16 protein-coding genes are annotated in these 18,336 nt (G+C 66.2%); 8 read left to right on the plus strand and 8 right to left on the minus strand.

What is annotated here, in order from left to right:
• The first annotated feature begins 20 nt into the window (after window positions 1-20).
• Complete coding sequence (gor, locus tag RBB46_RS09690) at window positions 21-1,394, plus strand: glutathione-disulfide reductase (protein ID WP_306028776.1); 1,374 nt, start codon at window positions 21-23, stop codon at window positions 1,392-1,394.
• Between the two features lie 54 nt (window positions 1,395-1,448).
• Here gor and RBB46_RS09695 read toward each other — a convergent pair whose 3' ends face one another.
• Entirely contained in the window at window positions 1,449-2,657 is a 1,209-nt protein-coding gene (locus RBB46_RS09695; RefSeq protein ID WP_306028777.1) for an aminotransferase class V-fold PLP-dependent enzyme, read from the minus strand.
• Between the two features lie 93 nt (window positions 2,658-2,750).
• Here RBB46_RS09695 and RBB46_RS09700 point away from each other — a divergent pair, with 93 nt between their 5' ends.
• Window positions 2,751-3,353: a gamma-glutamylcyclotransferase family protein gene (locus RBB46_RS09700; protein WP_306028778.1), complete on the plus strand. Its 603-nt coding sequence runs from the start codon at window positions 2,751-2,753 to the stop codon at window positions 3,351-3,353.
• A 41-nt stretch (window positions 3,354-3,394) separates the two neighbouring features.
• Here RBB46_RS09700 and RBB46_RS09705 read toward each other — a convergent pair whose 3' ends face one another.
• The 6 genes from RBB46_RS09705 to RBB46_RS09730 all read right to left on the minus strand — a co-directional run bounded on the left by RBB46_RS09705 (window position 3,395) and on the right by RBB46_RS09730 (window position 8,634).
• Window positions 3,395-3,676: a copper-binding protein gene (locus RBB46_RS09705; protein WP_306028930.1), complete on the minus strand. Its 282-nt coding sequence runs from the start codon at window positions 3,674-3,676 to the stop codon at window positions 3,395-3,397.
• Window positions 3,677-3,720: 44 nt separating this feature from the next.
• Complete coding sequence (locus tag RBB46_RS09710) at window positions 3,721-4,158, minus strand: cupredoxin family protein (RefSeq protein WP_306028931.1); 438 nt, start codon at window positions 4,156-4,158, stop codon at window positions 3,721-3,723.
• A gap of 94 nt (window positions 4,159-4,252) precedes the next feature.
• On the minus strand, window positions 4,253-5,635 hold the full coding sequence (locus tag RBB46_RS09715) for a multicopper oxidase family protein (protein ID WP_306028779.1): 1,383 nt from the start codon (window positions 5,633-5,635) through the stop codon (window positions 4,253-4,255).
• A 15-nt stretch (window positions 5,636-5,650) separates the two neighbouring features.
• Entirely contained in the window at window positions 5,651-7,129 is a 1,479-nt protein-coding gene (locus tag RBB46_RS09720; RefSeq protein ID WP_306028780.1) for a TolC family protein, read from the minus strand.
• Window positions 7,126-7,353: a hypothetical protein gene (locus RBB46_RS09725; protein WP_306028781.1), complete on the minus strand. Its 228-nt coding sequence runs from the start codon at window positions 7,351-7,353 to the stop codon at window positions 7,126-7,128. The genes RBB46_RS09720 and RBB46_RS09725 overlap by 4 nt, the downstream gene beginning before the upstream one ends.
• 558 nt (window positions 7,354-7,911) lie before the next feature.
• Window positions 7,912-8,634, minus strand: coding sequence for a VIT1/CCC1 transporter family protein (locus RBB46_RS09730; protein ID WP_306028782.1), 723 nt, complete (start codon window positions 8,632-8,634; stop codon window positions 7,912-7,914).
• 258 nt (window positions 8,635-8,892) lie between these two features.
• Here RBB46_RS09730 and RBB46_RS09735 point away from each other — a divergent pair, with 258 nt between their 5' ends.
• The 6 genes from RBB46_RS09735 to RBB46_RS09760 all read left to right on the plus strand — a co-directional run bounded on the left by RBB46_RS09735 (window position 8,893) and on the right by RBB46_RS09760 (window position 17,041).
• Entirely contained in the window at window positions 8,893-10,278 is a 1,386-nt protein-coding gene (locus RBB46_RS09735; RefSeq protein ID WP_306028783.1) for a class II 3-deoxy-7-phosphoheptulonate synthase, read from the plus strand.
• 263 nt (window positions 10,279-10,541) lie between these two features.
• Complete coding sequence (locus tag RBB46_RS09740) at window positions 10,542-11,069, plus strand: response regulator (RefSeq protein ID WP_306028784.1); 528 nt, start codon at window positions 10,542-10,544, stop codon at window positions 11,067-11,069.
• Window positions 11,070-11,171: 102 nt separating this feature from the next.
• Window positions 11,172-12,887 (plus strand): NAD+ synthase, encoded by a 1,716-nt coding sequence (locus tag RBB46_RS09745; protein WP_306028785.1) that lies wholly within the window; start codon window positions 11,172-11,174, stop codon window positions 12,885-12,887.
• A 63-nt stretch (window positions 12,888-12,950) separates the two neighbouring features.
• The gene (locus RBB46_RS09750; protein ID WP_306028786.1) at window positions 12,951-14,165 is read left to right on the plus strand and encodes an MFS transporter; all 1,215 of its coding nucleotides are present in this window, start codon (window positions 12,951-12,953) and stop codon (window positions 14,163-14,165) included.
• A gap of 251 nt (window positions 14,166-14,416) precedes the next feature.
• Window positions 14,417-15,664 (plus strand): MFS transporter, encoded by a 1,248-nt coding sequence (locus RBB46_RS09755; RefSeq protein WP_306028788.1) that lies wholly within the window; start codon window positions 14,417-14,419, stop codon window positions 15,662-15,664.
• 9 nt (window positions 15,665-15,673) lie between these two features.
• Window positions 15,674-17,041, plus strand: coding sequence for a glutamate--tRNA ligase (locus RBB46_RS09760; RefSeq protein ID WP_306028789.1), 1,368 nt, complete (start codon window positions 15,674-15,676; stop codon window positions 17,039-17,041).
• Here the strand turns inward: RBB46_RS09760 and RBB46_RS09765 are convergent.
• Window positions 17,004-18,248, minus strand: coding sequence for a DUF2865 domain-containing protein (locus RBB46_RS09765; protein WP_306028790.1), 1,245 nt, complete (start codon window positions 18,246-18,248; stop codon window positions 17,004-17,006). The two genes, RBB46_RS09760 and RBB46_RS09765, sit on opposite strands and share 38 nt — an antisense overlap.
• Window positions 18,249-18,336 lie beyond the last annotated feature (88 nt).

The raw sequence follows: 18,336 nt of genomic DNA on the forward strand, positions 1-18,336 counted from the left end.
ATGGAGCGCAAGGGCGAGGCATGAGCGATTTCGAGTTTGACCTGTTCGTCATCGGTGGCGGATCGGGCGGCGTGCGTGCGGCGCGCATCGCCGCCGGGCACGGCGCGCGCGTCGGCATTGCCGAGGAGTACCGCTATGGCGGTACCTGCGTCATCCGCGGCTGCGTGCCGAAGAAACTCTTCGTCTATGCCTCGCGCTTTTCGGAGGAATTCGAGGACGCGGCGGGCTTTGGCTGGCAGGTCGGCGAGAGCCGCTTCGACTGGGAACGGCTGATCGACGCCAAGGACCGGGAGATCACCCGGCTCGAAGGCGTCTATCGCCGCAACCTGGAGCGGGCCGGCGTCGAGATGTTCGACAGCCGCGCCGTGCTGGAAGACGCCCATACGGTGCATCTTCTCTCGGACGGCCGCCGCATTCGCGCGGCGAAGATCCTGATCGCGGTCGGCGCCACGCCCAATGTGGATGCCGGCCTTGAGGGCGGCGAGCACGTCATCACCTCGAACGAGGCGTTCCATCTGTCCGACCTGCCCAAGCGGGTGATCGTGGCTGGCGGCGGTTACATCGCCGTCGAATTCGCCGGCATCTTCGCCGGCCTCGGCGCCGAGACGACGCTCATCTATCGCGGCGAGGAGATCCTGCGCGGCTTCGATGACGACCTGCGCAAGGCGCTGCATGAAGAGATGGAAAAGAAAGGCATCCGAGTCATTTGCGGGGATGTCTTCACCTCGATTGAGAAGAACGGTGCGGAGTTGGTCGGCCACACCCGCAAGGGCGAGGCGCTGGTCGCGGACAAGATCATGTTCGCCATCGGCCGTCGCCCGAACACCGCCGGTCTCGGCCTCGATGCGGCCGGTGTCGAGCTTTCACCCTCCGGCGCGATCATGGTCGATGAGCAGTCGCGCACGAGCGTGCCCTCGATCTTCGCCGTCGGCGATGTCACCGACCGGGTCAACCTGACACCCGTGGCCATCCGCGAGGGCCACGCCTTCGCCGACACCGAGTTTGGCGGCAAGAGCTGGAGCGCCGACCATTCGATGATCCCGACGGCGGTATTCTCGCAGCCCGAGATCGGCACCGTCGGCCTGACACAGGCCGAGGCGCTGGCCGCGCATGGCGCCGTCGACGTCTATCGCTCGCAATTCCGGCCGATGAAGCACACGCTTTCAGGTCGCGACGAGAAGATGCTGATGAAGATCCTCGTCGAGCCGGAGAGCGACAAGGTGCTCGGCGTGCACATTCTCGGGCACGATGCCGGTGAACTGGCGCAGGTGCTGGGCATTGCCTTGCGCATGGGCGCCACCAAGGCGGATTTCGACGCCACCATGGCCGTGCATCCGACGGCGGCGGAAGAACTCGTCACCATGCGCGAGCCGACCGAGCGGGTCACCGCCTGACGTTTCGGGCGGCGCCTGTTTCGCCGCCCGGCCGGTGCGTCGATCTCCCCGGTTCTACCGATCCCGAACGGCCTTCAGGAAGGTCTCGATGTCCTCTTCCGTGTTGTAGGCATGGAGCGAGGCCCGCAGCAGTGCGTCGAGGCCACGGCGGGGCAGATCGATGCGGGCGGAGGAGGCGGTGGAGACCGATGTGTTGATGCCGTGGGCGGAAAGTCGCGCCTTCGTTTGCGCAGGATCCTCTCCCTCCACCGTCAGCGTGACGATGCCGCAGCGATGCGTGCCGCGGTCGTGAACGGCGGCACCGGGCAGTTTCGCAAGCTCTTCGCGCAGCAATGCCGCCAGCCCCGAGATGCGTGCCTCCAACCTGGCTGGCCCGATGTCGAGCGCATAGCGCGCAGCGCGGGCAAGGCCGATCTGGCCGGCAAAGAAGCGCTCCCAGTTCTCGAACCGCCTCGCCCCGTCGACAAGACGATAGCTCTCGGCATCGAGCCACTGGGTGGATTCCAGGTCGACAAAGGCGGGCTCGAGTTGCTCTAGGACCTCGTCGCAGACATAGAGGAACCCGGTGCCGCGCGGCCCGCGCAGGTATTTGCGCCCCGTCCCCGACAGCATGTGACAACCGATGCGGGCAACATCGAGGGCAATCTGGCCGGCCGACTGGCAGGCATCGAGCAGGTAGAGAATGCCGTGACGCCGCGCGATGGCGCCGACTTCCTCGGCCGGATTGACCAGCCCGCCGAAGGTCGGAACATGGGTCAGCGCGATCAGCCGGGTCCTCGGCGTGATCGCGGCTTCGAGCGCCTTCAGGTCGATCTGGCCGCTTTCGTCGTCGTCGACAAGGTCGATCTCGATGCCGGCGCGCGCCTTCATCTGCAGCAGCGCGACGTAGTTGGAGACGTATTCCGCACGCCCCGTTATCACCCGGTCGCCGGGGCGGAAGGGCACGGAATAGAAGGCCATGTCCCAGGCGCGGGTGGCGTTCTCGATGAAGGCGATCTCGTGGGGATGCGCGCCGATCAGCGCGGCAATTGCAGGATAGAAATCCGCAACCGCTGTCTCCGCCCGGTCGGCGGCCTCGTATCCGCCGATTTCCGATTCCAGGTCGAGATGGTCCTTCACCGCCTTGAGAACGGGGGCGGGCGGCAGGCTCGCGCCCGCATTGTTGAAGTGCACGAGCCGCGCGCAAGCCGGCGTGTCGGCACGCAACCTGTCGGTGTCCGCCGCGTTCCAGGGGTCGGATTGCAAGTTTTCGGTGCTGGTCATGGCGGTGATGATCCTTTAGGCAATTAAGCGGCAGGGTAGCGGATGCGCGGTTCGGGGGCGAATGGCGGCGTTTCCGGCGGGGGACAGTTGGCAATGACGCATATCACCTATTTCGGCTACGGCTCGCTCGTCAACACGCGCACGCTTGGCCCGGACGCGTCCGCGGTTGCCGGAATGCTGCATGGCTGGCGCCGCGAATGGCGGGCCTGGTGGCCGCATGACAAGACCAACATGCTCATGTCGGTGTGTACGCTGACCGTGTTCCGGAAGCCGAATTCGGCCATTCGCGGCGTGATGGTGCACGAGCCGGCCGATCGCCTGGCCGTGCTGGACCAGCGGGAACGGCGCTACTTGCGGGTCGACGGGATCGGGTCGCAGTTTCGCTGCGATGGCGATGGCCAGTCGGTTCCGGAGGCGGCGTTCCTGTACGAGGCGGATGCGAAAATCCGCCGCTGGGGCGACGAGAACCATCCGATCCTGCAAAGCTATGTCGACTGCGTGATGGCGGGATTTTACGACTTCTGGGGGGAAGAGGGGGTACGTCACTTCATCGAAACCACCGATGGCTGGCACGCGCCGATGCTGGCCGACCGCGCCGCGCCGCGCTATCCGCGTGCACAACAGATCGATCCCGAACTGCTTGCCCTTTTCGATCGGCATCTAGCGAAAGCCGGCGTGGAGCACATGCCGACTTGAGGCGGCCGGGACGGCATCTCCACCGCCCCGGCACCGCGCGTCTACTTCAGTTCGATGATCGTCAGCTTGCCAGCGACCCGGTCGGCAACGAACTCGATCTCCGCCCCTTCCTTCAATGTCTCCAGCATGGCGTCGTCGGCGGTGCGGAACACCATGGTCATGGCCGGCATGTCGAGATTCTTCAGTTCCTCGTGAATGACGGTGACCTTGCCGGCGCGCAGGTCGACCTTCTTGACGACGCCCTTGGTGTACTCGGCGGCGATGGCCGCGGGCACGACGGCGAAGGCAAGAAGGGCGGCAATAAGGGGCGTTGCGAGTTTCATCCTGATCATCCTGGTCTCCTGTGAGGGATGCTGTCGCGCGCGGGTCATTTGCGACCGACGCTGATGTCGCCGTGCATGCCGGACTCGTAGTGTCCCGGGATCAGGCAGGCGAACTCGAACGTGCCGGCATTGCTGAAGGTCCAGACCACTTCGCCCTGTTCTCCGGCATCCAGCCGGACGGAGTTGGGATCGTCGTGTTCCATGTCGGGGAACTTGGCCATGATTTTCTTGTGTTCCTGGTTCCGAACATGCGTGTCGACGACAAACTCGTGCTCGATCTCTCCGATGTTGGTGACCTGGAAGCGGATGGTCTCGCCCTGCTTTACCTGCAGCGAGGCCGGTTCGATCGCCATGCCCTCGTCGGTTTCCTTCAGGGCTATGCCGATGGTGCGTGTTGCGGCGGATGCCTTGCCGGGGCTGCCCGCGGCCATTTCGTCTCCGTGTCCGCCCGCATGGGTGCCGGCGGCAAGCGCGTCACCCATGCCAAGGCCGAGGGCGCAAAGGGCTGCGGCGAGTGTCCTTGAAGCGTGTTTCATGATCTGGCTGTCCTTTCTGTTTCGGGGGTATCGTGCGGCATTAGCCGCCATGCTTGTGCGGAGCGACTGGCGCTGGCCGCGGAGCATCGGTGAGGGTGGTGGAGGCGTCGGTAGCGCGGGCGAAGTCCGGCAACTCGCCGGTCCATTCCCAGGCCTGCGTGCCCGGCGGATTTTCGTACCAGCCGGGGTCTGCGTAGTCGCCGGCCTGAATTCCCGCGCGAACCTTCACCACCGAGAACATGCCACCCATTTCCAACGGGCCGTGAGGCCCCCAACCGCCCATCATGGGGATGGTGTTGTCGGGAAGCGGCATTTCCATCTCGCCCATGTCGGCCATACCGGCGGTTCCCATCGGCATGTATTCGGGCTGCAGGTTGCGGATCTTCGCGGCAAGCGCCGTTTTGTCGACACCGATGAAGGTCGGCACGTCGTGGCCCATCGCGTTCATCGTGTGATGCGACTTATGGCAGTGGATGGCCCAGTCGCCGGGATGGACGGCGTCGAACTCGTAAGCGCGCATGGCGCCGACGGGGATGTCGATCGAGACCTCAGGCCAGCGGGCGGTTTCAGGCACCCAGCCTCCATCCGTACAGGTGACCTCGAAGTCGTAGCCATGCATGTGGATGGGGTGGTTGGTCATGGTCAGGTTGCCGACCCTGACCCGCACCCGGTCGCCCTGGGAGACGACCAGCGGGTCTATATCCGGAAAGATCCGGCTGTTCCACGTCCACAGGTTGAAGTCGGTCATGGTCATGATCTTCGGCACGTAGGAGCCGGGATCGATGTCATAGGCGTTGAGCATGATCAGGAAATCGCGATCGACGCGCATGAAAGCGGGATCCTTCGGGTGCACAATGAAGAAGCCCATCATGCCCATCGCCATCTGCACCATCTCGTCGGCATGCGGGTGGTACATGAAGGTGCCGCTCTTCACGAGGTCGAACTCGTAGACGAAGGTCTTGCCCGGCGGGATGCCGGGATGGGACAGGCCGCCGACGCCGTCCATGCCAGAGGGAAGGATCAGACCGTGCCAGTGCACGGACGTGTGCTCGGGCAAGCGGTTCGTCACATAGATGCGGACCCGGTCGCCTTCGACCGCCTCGATGGTCGGTCCGATCGACTGGCCGTTATAGCCCCACAGAAAGGCGGTCATGCCGTCGGCCATCTCCCGCTCGACTGGCTCTGCGACCAGATGGAACTCCTTAACGCCGTTGTTCATCCGGGATGGCAGGGTCCAGCCGTTCAAGGTGACAACGGGGTTGTAGTCGGGACCGGACGTTGGCATGAGCGGGGCCTGTGTCCGGGGATTGTCCATCGTGACCGCCTCGGGCAGGCCCATGTTGGAGGTCTTCGACCAGGCGGTGGAGGAGACCAGGGCAGCACCTGCCGCTCCGGCTCCGAGGATCTGTCGTCTGTTCAGCATTGTCTGCTCCGTTTTTCAGTGACCGCCGCTGGCATCGGCGACTGTGGTCGCGCCGCCGCCGCCTTCGATGGATGAAGGGGCCCCGCCGCCATGGATCGTGGCGGCAAGACCTGCTTCGGCAAGCCAGAAGTCACGCTTGGCCCGTGCCGCCAGCAGCACGGTCCCGATGCGCGCCCTTGTGTCGGCGAGCAGTTCGAACGTGTTGGTGATCATCCCGTTGTAGGTAAGGAGGGATTCCTCCTCGACGCGGGTGCGAAGGGGCACGACCGAGTTGCGGTAGTGGCGGGCGATCTCGTGCGAGGCCCTGTAGGCGAGATAGGCTGAGCGTGCCTCCGAGCGGATGTTGATGGCCCGTTCGGCAAGCCGGTTGGCAGCCCGCATGTAGGTGAACTCCGCCTTCTTCATCCTGGCGGCGCCGCTGTCGAAGATCGGGATGGCAACGTCCAGCTCCAGCTGAGCGGTGCCTTTGGTCTGGATCTGACCGTCCTCCAGTTCCCGCTCCGTCTCGACGCCGGCAACGAGACCGAGATCGGTGACGTAGCGGGTCGCCTTGGTCAGACCGAGCTCGCGCGCTGTCGCCTCCAGCTCGATCCTGGCCATCAGCAGGTCGGTGCGCCGTTGCAGGGCTTCGCGTTCCACATGCTCCTTTTTCATCAGCCGTACCGGCAGGGCCGGCAGGGCGTCGGGCACGAAGAACTTCATGTCCGGGCCCCAGAGTCCCATCGAACGGGACAGCTTTTCCTTGGCGAGCTTCGCAGCGAGCCTGGCCTCGGCGATTTGGCCGGTGAGTTCGGCGTAGAAGGCATGCTCGCGTGCTTGTGCGGCCTTCGGCATGGCACCGCTCTGGCCGAGTTTTTCGGCCAGTTCCGAGGCTGCGTCGGCGGCCTGGCGTGCCTGGTTCAGAGAGGCGACGGCTTCGAAGGCGGCCACCGCCTCGATCCACGCCTGCCTGGTTTCCGCCGCGACGCGCAAGGTTTCTCCGGCTGCCTGCATCTGGGCCTGGCGGAAACGGGTTTCGGCGATGGCGCTGCGCCTCGGGTGTGTTGCAAGCGCAAGAATGTTGCTGGCGACGAGGCCTTCTACTGTGCGGAAGGCGACGAGCCCGGGCTGGCCGATGCCGAGCAGCCCGACCGAGACCGTCGGGTTCGGCAGCAGGGTCTGCTGCCACGCATCCGCTGCGCTGATGCCGAGATCGGAATAGGCGGCCTGGAGCCCGCGATTGTTGATCAGCGCCACCTGGACGGCAGTCTCCGCGCTGATCGTCTTGCCTTGCACCAGCTTGCTGACGCGATCAGAGACCATGCGGGCCTGCTCGGCATTTTGCACCCACGCGGGGCGCGCGGTACCGGTCGCCGGTGTGACCTGGCCCAGGACCTGGCTGAAGCCGGCGTCACCTGGACCGTAAAGGTCTGTGGAGGCGGTTGCGACGCAGCCGCCAAGCAGGAGCGGTCCGGCGATGGTGGCCGCCATACGGGCCGTGCGCGGGCGGTTCATGATGCACCTCCGCCCGGTGCCTGCCTGTCGTTGAGCTTGCGCCAGTTGCCCGGATCGACGGGCAGGCGGTGGGTGTAGGGCGAAACGACCGAGGTTTCGCCGCTGTGAAGAACGGCGGCCTGCGCGTTATCGGGCCCTGGCCCGTAAGTGAGCACGGGCAAGGGGGCGGTGCCGCAAGCGGCCACCACCAGCGGCGCAAGGGCCGCCAGAAATCTGGAGAGCATGATGGATTCCTCGAGAATGACAGAGATGCGGCCGCGCTGGGCGGCACGCGGTAACGGTCGGTCAGGCTCGAGGGGGGCGTTCCGGGCCCTGAGGAAGCGCTGCGACGAGTGTGCGTACACTCCGGTCGCTGTCGGGCTTCATGCCCGCTCGCACGGGGGCGGGCGTGCTCTCGCTTGCGAGGGCAGGAAAACAGAAGGACAGGCAACAATCTGCCTGTGTGTCGCCATGCGGGTGATCCGCGCGGCTGGAATTGTCGATACCCGCCGCATGCCCAGCGCCCACGGCGAGATCTGTCGGTGCGGAGGTGTCGCTGTGGACGACATGGCCGCCGCCTGCATGCGAGATGGCATCGGCATGCCGGGCGTGCCCGGACATATGGCCTTGCGCGGAGGCGGAGGATGCAAGCGTGATTGCAACGCCGCCAGGAGCGGAGTTGGCCAAGACAATCAGTGCCGCGAGGAACAGCCTGAAAAGGCAGGCGGCGAGAGGGCGAGGGGACCCTTGCATGTCGGGAAATGTAATTGCACGCGAAGCATGTGCAAGAAGAATTTCACTTCTCAGGCTATGAACCTTTCGAGCAGGTGGCCGGCCGCCCAGGCAAGTCCGGCGGCCCCGAGCCCGATCGAAAGGGTTTCCAGGCCCGACCGCAGCCAGCCCTGCGTCGACCATTTCGACTTGGCCGAGCCGATGGCGAAGAAGACGATGCCGGTGGCGATCGCGGCGGTTGCCGCTGAGGCCGGCAGGCCGGCGACGAAGGGGACGAGCGGCACCGCGCCGCATACGACGAAGGCGGAAAAGGTCGCCAGCGCCGATTTCAGCGGGTCGCGCAATCCGTTGGATACGCCGTGCTCCTCGCTCAGCATGGTCTCCACCCAGACGCTGCGGCGCGACGTGATCAGCGTGGTCATCTGTTCCAGTTCCTCGCCCCGGTATCCCTTGGCCTTGAAGATCTGGCGGATCTCCTCCGTTTCGCCGCCCGGCTCGCGATCGATGTGGCGCTCCTCCATTTTCCTGAGCCGCTCGTAGTCGTCATGCTCGGCCTTGGTGCCGGAATAGTTGGCGGCCGCCATCGAGAAGCCGTCGGCGATCAGATTGGCGATGCCGAGGATCAGGATCACCCGGGCCGAGAGACTGGCGCCGATGCTGCCGGCGACGATGGCGAAGGTGGTGACCGCACCGTCGATGCCGCCATATATCCAGTCGCGCAGATAGCTGATGCGGGGGCCGCGCGCGAGACGGGCGGCGATGGCCGCAGCGGTGTGATCGTGTTCAAGCGGCATTGCGGCCTTCCCGTTCAGGTTCCGCCGCCAGAGTTTCAGGGGGCGGGGCACGACGCAATGCGCAAGATCACGGGGAGGGGCGGAAACGCGCTCGCCCGCGTTAGGTGTGGCCTCGTGGGGCGGGCGCGTGTATAACGCGCGGCACTGCCGCCCGCGCAATTTTCGTCCGGGCGGACAGGGATGGACGAAACGCGAAACCGGAGCGGATGCCGGCAGAGACGGAATCTTGCCGCAGGTCGATTTTACGGAGTTGGGAAAATGGCGCAGAACTGGACACCGGAAAGCTGGCGGTCGAAGCCGATCGTGCAGGTGCCCGAGTATCGCGACGCGGACGCGCTCGCGGAAGTGGAGCGCCGTCTGTCCGACTTTCCGCCGCTCGTTTTTGCAGGTGAGGCGCGCAAGCTGAAGTCCCAACTCGCCGAAGTCGCCGAAGGACGCGGGTTTCTCCTCCAGGGTGGCGATTGCGCCGAGAGCTTCGCCGAGCACCACGCGGATCACATCCGCGACTTCTTCCGCGTCTTCCTGCAGATGGCCGTGGTGCTCACCTATGCCTCGGCCCAGCCGGTGGTGAAGGTCGGCCGGATCGCCGGACAGTTCGCAAAGCCGCGTTCCTCTCCGATGGAGAAGAAGGGCGACATCGAACTGCCGAGCTACCGGGGCGACATCGTCAACGACATCACGTTCGATGCCGTCAACCGCGAGCCGGATCCGCAGCGCCAGATCATGGCCTACCGCCAGTCGGCGGCGACGCTGAACCTCTTGCGTGCCTTTGCACAGGGCGGTTTCGCCAATCTCGACCATGTGCACCGCTGGATGCTGTCCTTCGTCAAGGACAGCCCGCAGAGCCACCGCTACCAGGCGCTCGCCGACCGTATCTCGGAGAGCCTGGAATTCATGCGTGCCTGCGGCATCGATCCGGACACGGCGCCGCAGTTGCGTTCGACCGATTTCTTCACCAGCCACGAGGCGCTGCTGCTCGGCTACGAGCAGTCGATGACCCGTGTCGACAGCACGTCGGGCGACTGGTACGCGACGTCGGGCCACATGCTATGGATCGGCGACCGCACCCGTCAGCCGGACCATGCGCATGTCGAGTTCTTCCGCGGCATCAAGAACCCGATCGGGCTGAAATGCGGTCCGAGCCTGAAGCCGGACGAGCTGTTGCAGTTGATCGACACGCTGAACCCGGCCAACGAGGCGGGCCGGCTGACGCTGATCTGCCGCTTCGGCGCCGACAAGGTGTTCGAGCACCTGCCGGCTCTGGTGCGCGCGGTGGAGCGCGAAGGGCGCAAGGTGGTGTGGTCCTGCGATCCGATGCATGGCAACACGATCACGGCCAACGGCTACAAGACCCGGCCCTTCGACCGCATCCTGCGCGAGGTAGAGGCCTTCTTCGCGGTGCACCGGGCGGAAGGCTCCTATGCCGGCGGCATCCACGTGGAGATGACCGGCAAGAATGTCACCGAATGCACGGGCGGCGCACGGGCGCTGACGGCGGAGGATCTCGCCGACCGCTACCACACCTATTGCGATCCGCGCCTCAATGCCGAGCAGGCCATCGAACTGGCCTTCCTTGTTGCCGAGAACGTGCGCAAGGAACGCGAGGCCCGTGGCGGCAGCGAGCGTGAGGCAGCGATCGCCTGACACCTGAACCGGACCGATGCGATACGAGAGGCGGCCTTTAAGGTCGCCTCTTTTCGTTTCGGGAAGGGGATTGCGACATTTTCGTCGGCGCGAGCGATATGAAAGCAAATGGCAACCAGTCCGGGCGTATGGCGGTTCCGTCAGCGGACACGGAACAAGGGAAGGGACAAAACGCGCCATTTCGAAAAGATGCTTACGTAAGGAAATATTGAGGCATTTCGCATATATTGAACTATGCGCCAATCGGGAGGGGACCGAACGGCATGATACTGGACCTGTCGGAACTGTCGGTGCTTGTCATCGACGACAATTCGCATATGCGCAGCCTCTTCAGGGCGATCCTGAGCGGCTTCGGCGTTCGTCGCGTCCTGGAGGCCGGAGACGGCTCGGACGGGCTCGCCATGATGCTGGACCGCAAGCCGGACCTCGTCATCTGCGACTGGGTGATGTCGCCGCTCAACGGCGCCGAATTCCTGTCCATCCTGCGCTCGGACACCGATCCGCTGATCGCCACCACGCCGGTGATCATGGTCAGCGCCGATGCGCGCAAGCCGGTGATCCTGCGGGCGCTGGATCTTGGTATCCACGAGTTCCTGGCCAAGCCCGTTTCGCCGGCGATGCTCTACCAGCGCATGCAGCGGGTGCTTACCGAGCATCGTCCGTTCCTGCGCAAGGACGAGGGCTTGCGGCCGGCGCCGCGTGCACCGCAGCCCGCGGCGATGCCCTCGGCTGCCGTCATCGCCAGGAGCGGGGCCTCGCGCGGGCAAGATGCGGCAACCGTCTTTATCTGACGTGTCGCGCGGCCCGTCGCCGGGGCTGTCTCGCGCGGGGCGCGCGGCGGCCATGCATCGCGTCGATTGCGCAGGCGGCGGGGCCGCGATAAACCGTTTTGCATGAGCACGCCCCGGACAGATTCTCCCGCAGTCGACCGATCCCAGCCGGCCCGCGACGGCCGCCTCAGACTGGCGGTCGCACAGCTTAATCCCACGGTCGGCGATGTCGCCGGAAACCTGGCGCTGGTCCGCAAGGCCCGCGCGCAGGCCTGTGAGGCAGGTGCAGACCTGGTCCTCTTCTCAGAGCTGTTTCTGTCCGGGTATCCGCCAGAGGATCTCGTCCTCAAACCGGCTTTCGTCGCCGCCTGCCGGGCAGCGCTCGAGCAGCTTGCCGGCGAGACTGCCGATGGCGGGCCGGGGTTGATCGTCGGGTTGCCCTGGCGCGAGGGCGACAAGCTCCACAATGCCGTTGCGCTTGTCGATGGCGGCCGCATCGAGGGCGTGCGCTTCAAGGTTGATCTGCCGAACTACGGCGAATTCGACGAGAAGCGCGTTTTCCAGGCGGGTCCGCTGCCCGGGCCGGTCGGCTTTCGCGGCATCCGCCTTGGCATTCCCGTGTGCGAGGACGCCTGGTCCGACGAAGTCTGCGAGTGCCTGGCGGAAACGGGCGCGGAACTGCTGCTGGTGCCGAACGGCTCTCCCTTTTATGCCGGCAAGCCGGAAGTGCGGCTGCAGGTGATGGTGTCCCGCGTCGTCGAGACGAACCTTCCGCTCGTCTATTGCAACCAGGTCGGGGGGCAGGACGAGCTTGTCTTCGACGGGGGATCCTTCGCGCTTCAGGCCGACCGCAGGCTTGCCTTCCAGATGGGCGAGTTCACCGACGAGATCGCGATCACCGACTGGCAACGCTACAGCGATGGTACATGGGCCTGCGAGAGTGGCCCGAAGGCGGTGCTGCCGGACATGGACGCGGCGCGCTGGCAGGCCTGCGTGCTGGGCTTTCGCGACTATGTCGAAAAGAACCGGTTCCCGGGCGTGGTGCTGGGGTTGTCCGGCGGCATCGACAGCGCGGTCGTTGCCGCGATGGCAGTAGATGCGCTGGGGCCGGAACGGGTCCACTGCGTGATGCTGCCTTATCGCTACACGTCGAGCGAAAGCCTCGTGGACGCGCAGGCCTGCGCCGATGCGCTCGGCATGCGCTACGACACGGTGGCGATTTCCCCGGTGGTCGAGGGGTTCGCTGCGTCGCTCGCCGGGCTCTTCGCCGGCACGGAAGCCGGGGTGACGGAGGAAAACATCCAGTCGCGCACGCGCGGCACCATCCTGATGGCGATCTCCAACAAGTTCGGCGCGATGGTCGCGACGACCGGCAACAAGTCGGAGATGTCGGTCGGCTACGCGACGCTCTACGGCGACATGAACGGCGGCTTCAACCCGATCAAGGATCTCTACAAGACGCAGGTTTACCGGCTCGCCGCCTGGCGCAACGAGCATCGTCCGGACGGGCTGCTCGGCCCGCAAGGAGAGGTGATCCCGGTCAATATCATCAAGAAGGTTCCGACGGCGGAACTGCGCGAGAACCAGACCGACCAGGATTCGCTGCCGCCCTACGAGGTGCTCGACGACATTCTCGAATGCCTTGTCGAGAACGAGATGTCGGTTGGTGACATCGAGGCGCGCGGCCACGACCGGGCGCTGATCCACCGCATCGAGCACCTGCTCTACATTGCCGAATACAAGCGCCGCCAGTCGGCGCCCGGCGTCAAGATCACCCGCAAGAATTTCGGTCGCGACCGCCGTTATCCCATCACCAACCGCTTCCGCGACCGGAGCTGACGGGAAAACCCCGTCTCCTTCCGTCCGCTCCGGCTTCCGCTCTCCAGCCGCCAGGGGAGGCCCATGCGCCTCGACCGGTTTCGCCTCGTCGCCATCCTTGCCGCCGGCCAGATCGTGGGATGGGGCACCACCTTCGACATGCCGGGTGTGCTCGGTCGTCTGATAGCCGACGATCTCGGCCTGTCGAACGCGCTCGCCTTCGGCGGGCTGACTGTGATGATGCTGGTCGGCGGCATCGCGGGTCCCTGGACCGGACGCCTGCTCGACCGGCATGGCGCGGCGCGGGTGCTGGCCACCGGGTCGGCGACGATGGCGGCGGGTCTCGCCCTGATGAGCGTGGCCGAGGGGGCGGCGCTCTATTTCATCTCTTGGGTAATCATGGGCATCGGCGGCGCTTTCGGCCTCTCCGTGCCCTGCAACACAGCCGTCGTGGAGCGAGAGGGCGCGGGCGCGCGGCGCCTGATCGGTGTGTTGATGATCTTCACCGGCCTGTCGGCGGCCGTCGCCTGGCCGCTTTGGAGCCTGCTGGAGCAAGCCATCGGCTGGCGCAGCGCGATGCTTGTCGCGGTTGCCGTGCAGGTCATGCTCTGCCCGCTCTATCTGTTCGCCCTGCCGGTGCGCAAGGTTGTCACTCCGGAGGGCACGGCAGCCGCGGCGGTGGAGCCGCTTGCCTTGACGCGGCGCCAGTCGCGACTTGCCTTTTTCCTGATCGCCCTTGTCACCATTGTCTTCAGCCTGGTGACAACAGGGCTGGCGCCCTCGCTGATCGCCCTGCTGCAGATGGCCGGTGCCTCGCCGGTTCTGGCGCTGCAACTGGGCTCGCTCCGTTCGGTGCTTGGCATTTCCGCAAGGCTCGTCGATCTGGCCGCCGGGCGCTTCGCGACACCGGTGACGTCCGGCATTGTCGCGGCGGCTCTCCTGGTCGGCTCGCCGCTGATCCTGCTGTTCGCCGATGGCCGGTCATCGCTTCTGTTCCTGTTCATCGCCTGCTACGGCTTCGGTTCCGGCATTTCCGCGCTGACCCGGGCCCTGCTGCCGCTCAGCTATTTCTCGGCCAGCCGCTACGCCCAGGCGAGCGCCACCCTCTCCCTGCCGAGCAATGTCGCGATGGCCGCCGGGCCGCTTCTGGTGACGCTGGCGCTCGACCATGGCGGCGTTGCCGGCGTGGTCACCTATGCCGTTGCCCTGTCCGTGCTGGCGCTTGCCGCGCTCGTCTGGCTGATGGTGATGGCATGGCGGGCTCCGGCGCACAGGGCTGGGGCGGCCGTGCACCGGTGATCGGGTCGACGGGCGCGGCATCCCGCGTGGCACCCGGGATATGTTCCTTGGGAATTTCCGCGACTTTCGCGTCTTCGCCCGTTTCTCTATGCTGGGGGTTCACGGTTTTCCTACCGCCCACGTTTCACCGACACCGGCAAGGCACCTGATCCGCTACCCGGCACCGCCCGTGCGGACCGGCGCTGCCTGACGGGGTGGTGCGGGATCGGTCATCCGCCCCACCGTTCGCCAAGACGTCGCAGGACGAACCCATGCCGTTTTTCAGTTTCATCAGGGACAATCTCCGCTGGCTGTTCGCTGGACTGCTGCTGACATTCTTCTCCAGCTTCGGGCAGACCTATTTCATCTCGCTGGTGGCGGGCGACCTGCGCGCGGAGTTCAATCTCAGCCATGGCGAATTCGGCGGTCTCTACATGGCGGCGACGCTGCTCTCCGCGCTGTCCCTGACCTTTGTCGGCAAGGTGGTCGACAGCCAGCCGCTGGCGGTGGTCTCCGGGGGCGTGGTCGTGGCGCTGGCGCTGTTTTCCGCCGGCATGGCGGGCGTTTCCTCGGTCGCCATGCTGTTTGTCGTGCTCTATGGCCTGCGGCTGTTCGGGCAGGGAATGATGACCCATGTCGCGATGACCGCGATGGGGCGCTGGTACGATGCGCAGCGCGGCCGCGCGGTCTCCGTCGCCTCGCTCGGCATCCAGTGCGGGGAGGCAAGCCTGCCGCTGGTCCTTGTGACCTTGTCCGGTATCGTCGGCTGGCGCGGCGCATGGTGGATCGGCGTGGGGGTACTGCTTCTCGTGGCGCTTCCCGCGCTGATGATGCTTCTCAAGGTGGAACGCATCCCGCGTGGCACCATCCACACCGACGAGCGCGCCGCGCCGCAGCGGCAATGGACCCGGGCCGAAGTGCTGCGCGATCCGGCTTACTGGGTGATGTCCGCGGGCACGCTGGCGCCGCCCTTCATCGGCACGACGATCTTCTTCCACCAGGTCTATCTGGTCGAGCTTCGCGGCTGGTCGATGGAGCTTTTCGCCTCCGCTTTCATGGCCATGTCGGCGATGACGATCACCTGTGCGCTTCTGGCCGGTTATCTGGTCGACAAGGTGACCGCCCTGCGCCTGCTGCCCGTCTTCCTTATTCCGCTGGGGCTTGCCTGCGTGCTGCTTGGCGCGGTGACTCATCCCGCCGCCGCCTTCGGTTTCATGGCGTTGCTCGGCATCAGTTACGGTTTCAGCTCGACGCTGTTCGGTGCGCTCTGGCCGGAGATCTACGGTTCGCGAAATCTCGGCTCGATCCGTTCCATAACGGTTGCCATGATGGTCTTCGCCTCGGCGCTGGGCCCCGGGCTTACCGGCTACCTGATCGATGCCGGCGTCGCCTATTCGACGCAGGTCTATGCAATGGCGCTCTACTGCCTCGTCGCCGCACTGGCGCTGACACTGACATCACGCCATGTGCGGCGGCGACAGGCGAGGGGCGGCGTTGCGAGCGGTGCGGCTTCCGGCTAAGAGAAGCCCATGAGTGTCACCGTTCGTTTCGCCCCCTCGCCGACGGGCTTCCTTCATATCGGCAATGCCCGCCCGGCCCTGATGAACTGGCTCTTCGCGCTGAGGAACCAGGGTCGCTTTGTCCTGCGCTACGACGATACCGACCGGGAGCGCTCGACCGCTGAATTCGCCGAGGCGATCGCCGGGGACCTTGCCTGGCTCGGCATCGCCCCGCAGCAGAGCGTCCGCCAGTCGGACCGTATCGCGCTCTATGACGCGGCGGCGGAAAAACTGAGGGCGCAGGGTCTCCTCTATGCCTGCTACGAGACCGCCGACGAACTCGACCGCCGCCGGGCTCGGGCGAGGGCGCTGGGGCGGCCGCCGGTCTACGACCGCGCCGCGCTGAAGCTGACGGACGAGGAGCGGGCGCGGCTGGAGGCGGAGGGACGCCGGCCGCACTGGCGTTTCCTGTTGCCCAACCATGACGGCGATCCCTTTGTGACGCGCCGGGCCGAGATGGCATGGGACGATCTTTGCCGGGGCGCGCAGAGCGTCGACCTTGCCTCGCTCTCGGATCCTGTGCTGATCCGCGAGGACGGCAGCTATCTCTACACGCTGCCCTCCATCGTCGACGACATCGAACTGGGGATCAGCCACGTCATCCGCGGCGAGGATCATGTGGCCAACACCGCCGTGCAACTGGCGATCTTCGCGGCGCTTGGAGCCGTCGCACCGGTTTTCGCCCACCACAACCTGCTGACGACGATCTCGGGCGAGGGACTTTCCAAGCGCAAGGGCGCGCTGTCGCTGCGTTCGCTACGCGAGGCGGGCGTGGAGCCGATGGCCGTTGCCTCGCTCGCCGTGCTGACCGGCACGAGCCATGCGATCGAGCCGGCCGACAGCCTGGAGACGCTTGCCGGCATGGTCGACCTTGCCGATGTGTCGCGTTCCTCGGCAAAATTCGATCCGGCCGATCTCGGCCCGCTCAACGCGAAACTGGTGCACGGGCTCGCCTTTGCCGATGTGGCCGGGCGACTGGCCGGGATGGGAATCTCCGGCGAAAAAGCCGAGGCGTTCTGGCTGGCGGTGCGGGAGAATTGCGCAATGGTGGGCGAGGCCGCGCGCTGGTGGACGGCGATCACCGATCCGGTGCCGCTGCCGGTGGATGCGGACGATGCCGACTATCTGGTGCTGGCGACGAGCCTGTTGCCGGGCGAGCCCTTCGACGAGACCACCTGGGGCGCGTGGACCGGGGCGTTGAAGCAGCAGACCGGACGCAAGGGGCGGGCGCTCTTCCTGCCCTTGCGCAAGGCGCTGACCGGCGAGGAGCACGGTCCCGACATGAAGAGCCTGCTGCCGCTTATTGGGCGACGAAATAGCGTGGCCCGACTATCCTGACATTGCGCTCTTCGGCCGGGAGCGCGGGATCGGTCTCCGGCGCGGCCGGCAGCATCGCGGTGGCCGGCTTTTCCGGTTTCGCGGTGACGCCGAGAACCGGCAGGGTCGGCGAGGCGCGCACCGGGGAAAAGCCCAGTTCCATGTTCATCAACGTATCGGGATCGCGCCCACGGGTGGCCGCCTCGATGGCTTCGGCGGCAAGGCCCGAGGGCGTCAGGCCGCTCCGCAGGCCGTCGACGCCCATGTCGCCGCCCGGATGCCCGTCGCGCAGATAGGTCAGGGCCTCGTCGTCGCCGCTGCGGATCAGGCTTGCCATCGTCTTGCGATCGCTAGAGGCCGACTGGCATCCGCAGCCCTCGACATAGGCCGTGCGGAAGCGGTTGGCGTTCGGCAGGTCGGCATAGGGCATGCCCTCGACCGAGACGAGGTTTTCAACCGTCTCGCCGGGATTGCGATGAACGAAGAGCTGAGCCTCGACCGCCGGGCACATGGACCGGCACACCGCCGCGTCGCGGCCGAAGCCGTCCTGGCTGGTGGAGAAGCTGACCGGAAAGTAGAAGCCGTCGCAGGTGCGCACGCACATGGTCCGGTAGGTGGGGCCGCCGCTTACCCGGCGCGTGGTGAAGGCAGGCTCCGAGGAGGCGCGGACGCGCGCGGTGGAGCGGGTAGCGGTCTCTTCGCGCAAGGCCACGTCCTGAACCGGCGGTTCGCTGCCGCGGCCGATGCCGAACAGGGCGAGGAAACCGCCGCCAGAGCGCGAGCTCGCGCGAATGCCCGGGGCGTCGCCCGTGGCGGCCTGGCGTGTTTCACCGCAACCCTGGCGGCGAAGCGCGGCGCGCAGCTTGCTCTTGCGCGATGCCGCTCCCGGTGTGGCGTGGCGGTCGCGCTGCCGTTCGATGCTGGAGAGATTGGAGCGCATGCGCTTGATCTTGTCGCCCAGTGCCTTGCAGGAACCGGCGGGGGAGGCGGCACAGCCGAGATGGCGGTAGTCGCGCTGCGCAAGGCCGAGCGCCTTCTTCTGGTCGCGTGCGGCGGCATCCCATTTGCGGAATTCGGCCGATTGCGTCGATCCGGCGGACACGCGCTGCAACTCTGCCTGGAGCGCGCTGCAACTGGCGGCGAGCGCCGGGCCGGCCGTCATGACGAGCATGGCGGCGGCGGCGAAGCTCCGCATCAGCCCTGACGATCTTCCTGCGATCGGTGCCATACCGGTTTCCGCTGTGTCTTCGGCGCTTGGCCGAAGCGCCGGACCTTCCCTGTGGCGGGTTCGCTGACCCGCGCGGCGGAGGGCTGGC

Origin of the sequence: Stappia sp. MMSF_3263 (genome assembly GCF_030733745.1) — a bacterium.
In the GTDB taxonomy this organism is placed as follows: Bacteria; Pseudomonadota; Alphaproteobacteria; order Rhizobiales; family Stappiaceae; genus Stappia.